The organism is Chryseobacterium sp. MMO-72, assembly GCF_037146035.1.
In the GTDB taxonomy this organism is placed as follows: Bacteria; Bacteroidota; Bacteroidia; order Flavobacteriales; family Weeksellaceae; genus Chryseobacterium; species Chryseobacterium indicum.
This window is the reverse complement of sequence record NZ_JBBCWG010000019.1, coordinates 69,170-80,210: the sequence shown is the minus strand read 5'-3', so window position 1 is coordinate 80,210 and position 11,041 is coordinate 69,170. Positions and strand designations below refer to the sequence as shown.

The window sequence follows — 11,041 nt, the reverse complement described above, 5'->3', positions numbered from 1 at the left end:
TATGCTTTGGTTTCGAGGAAACCTTGACTTTTTCTTTAGTGGTGGGTATCTGATTAAATAGCATAATTTAGTTTGGATTTTGGGGTTTGATTTTTCCGTTGATTTCAAAGAACTCTGTTTATTTGCTTCGTTTAACTGAGGTATCGACTTTTCTATGCCAATTGACCAAGAAAAATTTTATTCGTAAAATTGGGGTGACCTGTCACTGGCTCTCGGAATAATTTTTTTGTGGTGGGTTTGATTTTGAAAAAATCGGATTCCCAAAAAAATTATAAGCCAAGAATTTTAGGAATTAAATATTTCAAATTTGCATTAGAAAATCGGTAAACCTCAAAAACGTAAGCAGAGAAATAGCAAGTTCTTATCAATGGTAAAAGTGAACGTATAAATCCTTAACTAAAGCTATTTAATCAGATACCACCACATATAAATTTAATTCCACTCAGTCGTTCAAAAAACTTAATTTAGAAATGGAATTGTAGGGCGAAATTGTGTTTTTTGACGACTGTAAATACTTCGTTAAAATTGTTCCGGAAGAAACAGACCAGCTCCGGAACCGGAACTATTTAACGAACTAAAAAAAGAAAATCCAAAACTCAAAAGAATGGAGTGAGTTCGTTAAAAGTAGCAGAGCTTCGCTCGGCCATCTAACTTTTAACGAATTAAAATTGCTGCTGCAGAAGATCCTGGATTTTATTTTAGCGAACTAAAATTGAAAAGTAAATAAAAACCAGATCAGAAATAATCAATCCGCAATCAAGTAAAACACATTGTTGGAGGAAAGGTTCTGCAAGAATATTTTTTTTTAAGCTCCTTATGAGTTTATACTAGACTTGCTAAACTCTTTTGAAAATAATTTTTATAGTCGGAAAAAACATACTCAATTTTCAAGAATTATTCGGTCATTTTAAGGACTGAACACCACCTTTAAAACAAGTAATTAAAATTTTTAACTACCCAAATAATGAAGAATTATTGGTATTTATTTTGTATTTTCATTACAAATTACTTTATCACAAATGTTTAATTCATTTGCTAAATTTATCTTATTTACTATCGGGCTTTTTACATCAACTTTAACCTTTAGAGCTCAGGAGGCTTACATAAAATATAATCCAGCTTATATTAAAAGTCTGGGGGAAGATTCCGATATAGATGAAAATTTGAATCTAAATATATTCAAAGAAAGATTTATTTATCTTAATCAAAATACACCTTTAAGCATTGATTACAACGATGTGACATATTCATATGTTAAAAAATATCTTTCCTATCATTGGTATGGGAAAATCATTGGGCTTTCTAATTACTATTTTCCTCTTTTTGAAAGTAAACTTGCTCAGTATGGAATGCCTTTAGAACTTAAATACTTAGCTGTTGTAGAAAGTGCCTTGAATCCTCGTGCCGGATCTTGGGCTGGGGCAAAAGGTCTATGGCAATTTATGCCTATTACTGGGGCAGAATATGGGATGAAGCAAAATGATTATATTAACATCTTCTATGACCCTGTAGGAAATACTGACAGTGCGGTTCGCTATTTGAAAAATCTTTATTTAAATTTAGGCGACTGGAATTTGGCTATTTCTGCTTATAATTGTGGTGAAGGTAATGTCAGAAAGGCTATAAGAAAAGCCGGAAGTAAAAATTATTGGAAAGTTCGCCCTTATCTTCCTAAAGAAACTCAGGCTTATGTTCCAAGTTTTATTGCTGTTAATTATATTTTCAATTTTTATAAAGAGCACAACATAAAACCTCAATATTTTAAGTTCAACTTTCTGGATTTGAAAGTAATTAAAATTACAGAAACGACAACTTTAGAAATTTTGGGAAAACAATTCAATTATGAGATTCTAAAATTTGCTAATCCTCAATTCTTAACAAATGTAGTACCCAAAGGATCAATCGTATATGTCATGCTAAAGACTTAAATTTTTAAATTGGATAAATTACCGTAAAAATACGGTGATTATCTTTAGAAAATAATTATTACATTTGGATCACAATTTTTAACGAAAACACAGCGTAAGCTATCGTTTTGGATAAGGAAAACTGCGAATCTTCTAACGCCCAAACTCGATAGACTTACGCCCGTACCTACTTATAGGGTGCGGGCTAAGTCTTTCTGGGCGTAAGGTTCTTCGCAGTACCTCCTTGTCGGATTGATTTTAGTTTCGCACCTTTCTCATTTTATAATTATTACTGAGATTTAGTGCAAATTTTAGCTTACTCAAATATTAAAAATTCATGGTTATTAATAACAGTATGAAGATACTGTTGATGTTTTCCCTTTAGTGTGGAGTTTTTTGGTAAGACTGTCTATTCAGAGTTGAATATGATGATCGATTAATAGGCAGTTTTACCAATTTTTACCAAAAATACATTTAGTAATATGAAAGCTATTATATCATGATAAGAAATGTTCCGTGAATCCCTCCAGAAAAATATGGGGTTTTTACGGATTGTAAAAAATAAGTAAATAGGATAAGTTAGCAAATTAAAAAAACGAGATGAAAAGTTTTATTAATCCTTCTAATTCCCTAATTGTGCATTTTTTCCGCAAATACCCAAGTCATTAAATTATTAAAATTTATCACATGAGAAAAAAAACATTTTCCCTATTATCTTTATTAATAGGTTTCTTCGGATTCTCACAAACCGAAGTTTATTTCAAGTATGATGAAGCAGGTAACCAAAGATACCGTGGAACGGATATCAACGGCAAACAGGCTTTGTCAACATCAGATCCTCAGTCGAGGACAGCAACCGTAAATTCATCCCAAATCATTGATGAAAAATCATTCTGGAATCAGATAAGACTGTATCCTGTTCCGGTAAATGATTTTTTAACCATTGACTGGACAGATGAAGCAGACAGGCTTATTGAATCGGTATCCCTGTACCAGCACAGTACCGTTCATTGGAAATTTCAACAGCAGAACCTTCCTGATTTAAACAAACAGATCAAGATTAACATGACAGGCTACGATTGGGGCGTGTATGTTCTGAGATTTACCTTAAAAGACGGAAGAATTTTCAGTAAAAACATCACCAAAAGATAACACAAATGAAAAACAGTACAAAAAAGAAATTATTTTCAGCCCTGTTGCTAAGCATATCCTTTTTTGCTTTTTCCCAGACAACTCCACAGCAGAAATTTCATGACACAAAAGGAGATGTTCAAGTAACACAGTCAGGACAGCTTCAATTTACCACTCCCATCGATGTCCCACAGGGAGTAAAAGGAGTTACGCCAAAAATTGATATTGTGTATTCCAGTGGCTCAGGGAACGGATTAGTAGGATATGGAGGCAGTATCAGCGGGCTTACTGCTATTTCAAGAGTTGGCAAGAACCTTGAAAAAGACGGAATTGCCAAAGGTGTGCAGTTGGATTATTCGGATTATTACAGTTTCAACGGACAAAGACTGATCTTAAAATCCGGAGAATATGGTAAAGACGGTGCAGAATACGTAACGGAAAAATACTCAAGCATAAAAATAAAATCCGTGGGCGCTATTTCCGGTCAGCCATGGCAGGGACCCGAATATTGGGAAGTTACTTTTCCGGATGGTTCCCAATCATGGTATGGAACGACTGCCGGAGTAACCGGTGGAGGAAGAACTCCCCTTGATTACCATATTGTAAAATTCAGAGATATTAACGGAAATTACATTTCATATAATTACAGCCTGAGCGGTAATACAGCGGTAATTGATAATATCCGATGGGGCGGAAATGAAATATTGAACAAACCCCATTACAACCGGATTGATTTTACTTACAGTAGTAGAACGAATGCAGAAACAGCTTACGTTAAAGGACAGCTATTTTCACAGTACAATCTTCTGGAGTCTGTAAAGGTATATACCAATGGGAATCAATACAAGAAATATGTTGTTACCTATAAAAAAGACCTTCAGGAAACAGGATATAGATATATCGATCAGATACAGGTGTTTAACAGTAATAATGAACCTGCCAATCCTATTGTTTTTAACTATGAAAAATCAATGGAGTATCAGCCTAATCAAGATATTAATACATGGGCTTATGGTAACCTTTACAAGCTTGACAGTGACTTTGACCTCTCTGGAGATTTTGACGGAGACGGTCAGTTGGATATTATAAGGTATTTTTCCTCTACAGTAACCGGAATTTCTCAACCCGGATTATATTTACTGAAAAATGCTTTTAAACCAGGATCAGAAAGAGTATTCTTGGGAACCTCTATTTCTAAAACGGATTTAAAAACGGGAATCGCGATCAATTATAAAAAGAATAATATTGTTTACAATAAACAGGGATTTGTTATTTACCGGAAGATCAACAATCCTTTGACATCAAAAAAAGATCTGGAACTTTCTTTCTACACGATATCCGACAATAATACCCTCATAGTAGATTTTACTAAAACAATACCTGATATAGAAAGATATAATTCTGATCCGGACGATTTGGATCCGATTGGAACATCTTTGGCAACTATTCTGGGATTAAGCAGCGTTGATCTAAACGGTGACGGACTGAGTGAGCTAATCCTCCAAATGAATTACAGATTTTGCACAAACGGTACTATTGATCCCAATAACCCAACAGTGGGTATGCGTTCTTCGAATCAGAGCAGTATTACAGATAGTGAAAATATTCTACCTGGGCAGACCTGTACCAATTTCAAAAAGTATATTGCAATTGATCTTGATGAATCCATTCAAAATGACGACTGGCATTACACGGTTGACCTTTATCCTACTAACGGAGAAGATCCCTTTAAGACCTATAAGTCCGGTGATTTCGATGGGGACGGATTATTCGATTTCATTAAGCTTGATGCTAATAAAAAGCCTATGCTCATCACTTTTCAAAAAAATACGGAAGGTAAATATTTTTCAAATATTTCAGTTTTTGGTTCATCTACTACAATCAACGGATTGTGGCAGGAAGGAGTAGTGGGAGATTATAATGGTGATGGTTTAACAGATCTGTTTATCCCTCAGGGCGGAGCAGATGTATGGTATATCTATTCTTCCACTGGAATTGCATTCTTACTTGATACTAAAAGTTTTGTAAAATCAAGACCTTCAAGAATAATAGAGCGTTCTCCTAATGACGGTATCGAGGTCTATAATCCCAGACAATTCATAGCGTATGACATTAATAATGATGGAAAAACAGAGCTTGTAGCGCTCTCCTCGGGTAGAATTTACACAAAATGGTGGCAGCAGGATAATAATCAGTCTATCCGATATAAAAGATCTTATTATGCAGGTATGAATATTCTTGCAAATTTTGGAGGGGGAAAGATTCCTTATTTTTGGGGAACTCCAGGTTTCACAATTTACCTTAATTCAGGAAATATTGATGCTGAACTGGAACCAAATACAAGTGATTATATTGGATTATCATTGAACTATCAGACAGCATCCATGATGAAGAAAGCTTACTTTCTTTCACTATTTCCCAATTTAGACTCTCCCCACCTTCAGGATACGTTAACTCATGATTTTTATGATATTTCAAAAGAAGGTCGTGTCGTAGGAATTACGCAGGGAGGAATCACCACCAATATTGTCTATAAGGAACTTGATAAAAACATCAATCCGGACTTATACAATAGTGTTAAAACAGAAGCCTATCCTTATGTAGAATTTACCAAAGCTTCCAAAGTATTAGTGGTTTCTCAAATAACCCAAACAGGAGCTGGTAACCTTTTGAAGCAGGACTTCAGATACAGAGGTTTGGTTTCTCATATTTTGGGTAAAGGAATGATCGGCTTTCGCCAGAGCGCACGTTCTTCATGGTATACCGAAGGTTTTGAAAATACTAAAATATGGTCAGGACTGGAAATTGATCCTTTAAATGAAGGAGTTCCGGTGAAGGAATGGTCGATCAGAACCAACAGCGAAGCGAATATTTTCCCTGCGGATATTTCCGAGAATAATACCCAGTTATTAAGCTTTAAATCATCAACGTATCAGGTTGATAAGCTTTTAAACGGACAAACGGTCACTACTGTTCCGGATGCCGACAAAGCGAAAGTGGTTACCGCTATTGTTCCGAAAACAACAAAGGCAAAAGACTTCCTTACCAATACGGTCGCTGAAAATACCATTACCTACGGACAGTATTATCTTCCGGTGCAGAGCGTATCGAAAATAAACACATCCTACTCTGTAAAGACTTCCGATTATACTTACACTCATAATCCTTCAGGAGCAGGTTCCGATTACTATATAGGTCGCATTACCTCAAAAACAGAAAGTGTAAGTGCTTACGGAGATACAAAATCGGATAAAGAAGAGTATACTTACGAAAACAACAGGCTTAAAACCTTAAAAAAATGGAACTGGGGGAATACGGCGTATGCTTTGGAAACGTTTACGTATGACGGTTTCGGAAATATTATTCAGAAAGTATCAGGTAACAGCACGGATTCCCAAACGATAACATCTTCTTCGGAATACAGCAGTGACGGAAGGTTTGTAATCAAACAAACGGACAATCTGGGATTACAGACCAATATTTCTTATAATGACAATGGACAGGTCGTAAGCCAGACCGATCCTTTCGATAATACGATTACCAATTCATACGATGCATGGGGGAAATTGGTGTCATCTGAATCCAGTCTTGGAGGAATCACCACCTACCAATATGAAAAGGACAATAATTTAAATGTTACCGTTACCCAAAATGATCCGGACGGAAACGTGTCTAAGAAATTCACCAATAAATTCGGGCAGGTTTACAAAACATCAACCAAAGCTTTCGGGCAGGGGCAGTTTGTATCACAGGAAACTCAATACGATGCGTTGGGTAGAAAGATATCGGAATCCGAACCTTATTTCGAAGGGCAGAGCCCTTCTCAGTGGAATACCATTGCGTATGACGATACCTTATATCCTGCCAAAGTAACCGCTACGGCATTTAACGGCAAACAGACCGAGTCTAAAATTACAGGATCTACGACAACCGTTAAAGAGCTTAACGGCTATGCAAGAACCACGACCAAAACAACAGATGCTTTAGGCAATGTTGTTTCCACGACCGACAAAGGGGGAACCATACAGTTCTCGTATAATGCAGCAGGACAGCAGATCAAGGCTAAATATGGAGAAAACAGCATTGTAACAAAGTACGATGCATGGGGTAGAAAATCGGAATTTAATGATCCTTCGAATGGCGTGTATCAATATGAATACGATGGTTTTGGAAGAGCAAAAAAGACGATAAGCCCTAAAGGAACTAAAGAGTATACGTATAATAATTACGGACAGCTTGTTTCCCAAAAAGAGTTCTCTACCATAGACGGAGGACAAAGCACGGATAAACTGATTTCCTTCACGTACAGTCCAAAAGGATTGCTTACCGCAAAATCAGGTGTTGTAAGCGGACAGACTTTTTCTTCAGCCTTTACTTACGATCCTCACGGTCGCCTGTTGTCTTCAACAGAAAACAGTAACGGAAGAACCTACTCCCACAAAGGATTAACCTATGACCAGAAAGGAAGGGTGGTTTCTTATGAGAAAGAACTCGTTTCTTCCGGAATGACCACGACAGCCAGTCTGGAAAATATATACAGCGACTGGAGCGGAGAGCTGTCCGAAGTAAGAGATTCTAATTCAGGGAAAACCTTATGGAAGCTTACAAATACGAATGCCAAAGGACAGACCTTGGAAGCTAAATTAGGAGCGGTAGATATTAATAATATCTATGATGCCAATGGTTTCTTAACAGAAATTCACCATTCTTCAGTCTTAAAACCGAATCTCCTTCAGGTTTATTATTCTTTTAATGCCATCAAAAATGAACTGGTAGACAGAAAGACATTAGGGGATTTTAATATTATAGAATCTTTTGATTATGATGATAACAACCGTCTTATCAACTGGACAGATCCTGTTACCGGAGTAAAACCATCGGCAAACAGAAATGTGTATGATTTGAAGGGTAGAATCATGGATAACGATCAGGTAGGAGTGATGAAATATGAGAATTCTGCGAAGATCTATCAGCCTACAGGAATGACATTAAACCAACAGGGAGCCGAAAATTACAATGGCGATTTGATCCAGAAGATTAGCTATAATGAAAATAACGATCCTGTATTTATAGACGGAGAGAAAGGGGATGTAGGATTTATGTACGGACTTACAGCAATGAGACAGAAGATGTCCTACGGTGGAAATTTCGAACCGGGTACAGATGGAGCATACAGCAAGTTTTATAATGAAGACGGAAGCTTTGAAATCGTAAGAAACAATGAAACAGGCAGTGAAAAGCACATCATTTATATCGGGGGAACACCGTATGAAAGCAATATCATCTATTTAAAAAATTACAAAGAAGAAAAAGGATCTTACAAATTCTTGCACAAAGATTATTTAGGCAGTATCTTAGCGATAAGTGATGCAGACGGAAATAAACTGGAACAGAGACATTTTGATGCTTGGGGAAATCTTACCCACCTTAAAATAGGCAACGATCCTGTTATTACCGATAAAAATAAGATTGCTACAACTTCTCTGCTGATTGACAGAGGATATACAAGCCATGAGCATCTTACAGAGGTAAGCATCATCCACATGAACGGCAGACTGTATGATCCTCTGCTCAGAAGGTTCCTGAATGCGGATGAAAACATACAAGATCCTGCCAATACCCAAAACTATAATAAGTATGGGTATGTAATGAACAACCCGATGATGTACAGTGATCCCGATGGTGAGTTCTGGTGGTGGTTTGCAGGAGCTTTGGCAGGAGGATATCTTAACGGAGTTGCAGCGAATGGAAACTGGAACCCGGGGAAATGGAATTGGGAAAAAACGTGGAGCGCAGTACTTGGCGGAGCGATTGGAGGTGCAGGAATTGGCGGAGCGTTAGGAAATATTACGAGCAGTCCGGGCGCTATTAAAAGTATGCTTCCGGGAATTGTTTCAGGAGGTTTAAGTTCAGCTTTCTCCGGTTCTAATTTCCTGAGTGGTGCAATTGGCGGAATAGGTTTTACAAGTACCGTATTTAATAATAGCGTTACGTCTACTAATTTAAATTCTGTATCAGGAAGTAGATCAGTAGGTGCATCAGGAGCAGGAGAAACATTTGAAGATTATCTATATAGTATTGGAGTTCCAACCTATGAGATGATTGATATTGAGGAAGTTGTAGTAAAAGGCAGAAGAGGAGATAATGCTCATAACAGTTATCTCATGACGAGCAAAATTACCGGAGCTTTAGGAGATTGGAACTATGATGTAAATAGCAGTAACATGGGACAGTACATCATGAACTCTAAAGCGTCTATGGAGGTAGCAGAGTTTGAAAAATTCCTGTTTTTGGAACTTCCTGCATCTTTTGCCGGAGGAGAATTAGTAAGTGTAGGATGGAGAGCTGTAGGTGCTGGAAAGTATTTAGGTCAAGCATTTAATTACGTAACTAAAGGTGGACCCACATTCGCTGAATATAGGGCTGCTTATTGGGCTAAAAATGCCAAGCCAGTTTTAACAGCACTTGAAAACCCAGAAACAGGACAAGTTTGGAAGCAATATATGGAATTACATCACAGATTTATTCCTCAAAGAGCAAAATGGGCACCTAACTGGCTTTTAAACAATCGTTTTAATTTAAAACCTGTAAGTAGTTTAGAACATGCGTTAGCAGATCCATATCGAGCCAGATTTGCTCCTAGATGGGTAAAAGAAGCATATAATTTAACTTGGAGATAATTATGTTTGGAATATTTAAAAATCCTAAAAAAGTAAATGAGTTTACAGACAAAGAAATAACTTTCTTTAAGGAGGTTATTAAACTTTTACCAATCCGATATCATTATATCATTAACCAGTTAAATAAAAACTTTCTTATAAGTTTTAAACCTAATGATTTAAGTTTTAAGGACTGGTACAGTGTTCAATTAAATGCAAAATTAGAAAAAGAATATAGTAAGCCCAGCTTAGGATATTTTCAGTTACAAAATATATTGATATTTAATAAAAGAACTAAAATAAAAGAGAAGCTTACTCTTTCTTTTCTTGAAGGTATGTTTATCGGTTTCTATATTCAGGATGCAAGATTTGATAATTATATCTTAAGTGAATATGATATATCAGGTCTGAAAGAAAAACATTTCAAAAATGATGGTGATAAAAATGATCTATTGAAAATAATCGGAGATATAAACAAAGAGCATTTATTACAATTTGACTTGGAAAATACTTTTAAAATTGAAATTCCTGAAGGAAATTTTTACACAATCAAGGATTTAGAAGATGGAAATTATTTAGCTTTAAATGAAAAAGGAGAAGTTTATGAACTTAAACATGATCCTTATTCTGTAAAAAAAGTAGCAGATTCTATAGTAAATTTTAACATCTAGTTTCCTAATCTTATATATTAACCAAAAGCAGGAATTCCTGCTTTTGGTTTTATTTATGACTAATTTTTAAAATTTTAAATTTAATGACAAAATTTATAAACACTTTACCTATACTATTTTGTTTCATATTCTTTGGATACTATAAAGCTCAGACTTCCATAAAGTATTTAGAAATTGAATGGAAAAATGGCAGTGATGCGGCAAAGAAAATAATGATAAGTAATTTTTATTATGATCCATTAGACTCATGGTCACCTTTTGGTAACGATATCGGTAATGATACTTACTATTTGTATTGTGATTGGAAAAGGGGGCATCCGAATGAAAGTATTAAAAAGTTTATGGAGGAAGAACTTGTTAGTTCTGGATATTCCGGATTCGATATTTATTTGGATGGTAAAGATCCTGAAAAGCTAAAAAAAACAGTTGATACCATGCTTAATAAATATATTGACTTAAATGCTATTAATAATATGGTTATATCCTTAGCATTTACTCAATTGTTTTTAGAAGGTCATATAGAACCTGAAGTAAAAAAATGGGCAGAAGCAGCATTTAGCAGAGAAATGGTTTATCTTGACTTTTGGAATGGAAAAGATGGAGAAATGGAAGAAAGAAAAGTAAGAATGAATCAGCTTTTAGATGATTTACGGAAAGGATAAGCTATTTGTAA

Annotated in this window: 5 protein-coding genes; all 5 read left to right on the top strand. The window is 35.7% G+C overall.

Translation table 11 applies throughout. The annotated features are described in order from the left end of the window. The first annotated feature begins 1,019 nt into the window (after positions 1 to 1,019). The 5 genes from WFH39_RS19665 (at position 1,020) to WFH39_RS19645 (ending at position 11,030) form a co-directional block, all read left to right on the top strand. Positions 1,020 to 1,928, top strand: coding sequence for a lytic transglycosylase domain-containing protein (locus WFH39_RS19665; RefSeq protein ID WP_336691141.1), 909 nt, complete (start codon positions 1,020 to 1,022; stop codon positions 1,926 to 1,928). Between the two features lie 666 nt (positions 1,929 to 2,594). Beyond that, positions 2,595 to 3,059, top strand: coding sequence for a hypothetical protein (locus WFH39_RS19660; protein ID WP_336691140.1), 465 nt, complete (start codon positions 2,595 to 2,597; stop codon positions 3,057 to 3,059). Positions 3,060 to 3,064: 5 nt separating this feature from the next. Beyond that, on the top strand, positions 3,065 to 9,718 hold the full coding sequence (locus tag WFH39_RS19655) for an RHS repeat-associated core domain-containing protein (protein ID WP_336691139.1): 6,654 nt from the start codon (positions 3,065 to 3,067) through the stop codon (positions 9,716 to 9,718). A 2-nt stretch (positions 9,719 to 9,720) separates the two neighbouring features. After that, positions 9,721 to 10,368 (top strand): hypothetical protein, encoded by a 648-nt coding sequence (locus WFH39_RS19650; protein ID WP_336691138.1) that lies wholly within the window; start codon positions 9,721 to 9,723, stop codon positions 10,366 to 10,368. A gap of 83 nt (positions 10,369 to 10,451) precedes the next feature. Further along, entirely contained in the window at positions 10,452 to 11,030 is a 579-nt protein-coding gene (locus tag WFH39_RS19645; protein WP_336691137.1) for a hypothetical protein, read from the top strand. The last annotated feature ends 11 nt before the right edge of the window (positions 11,031 to 11,041 follow it).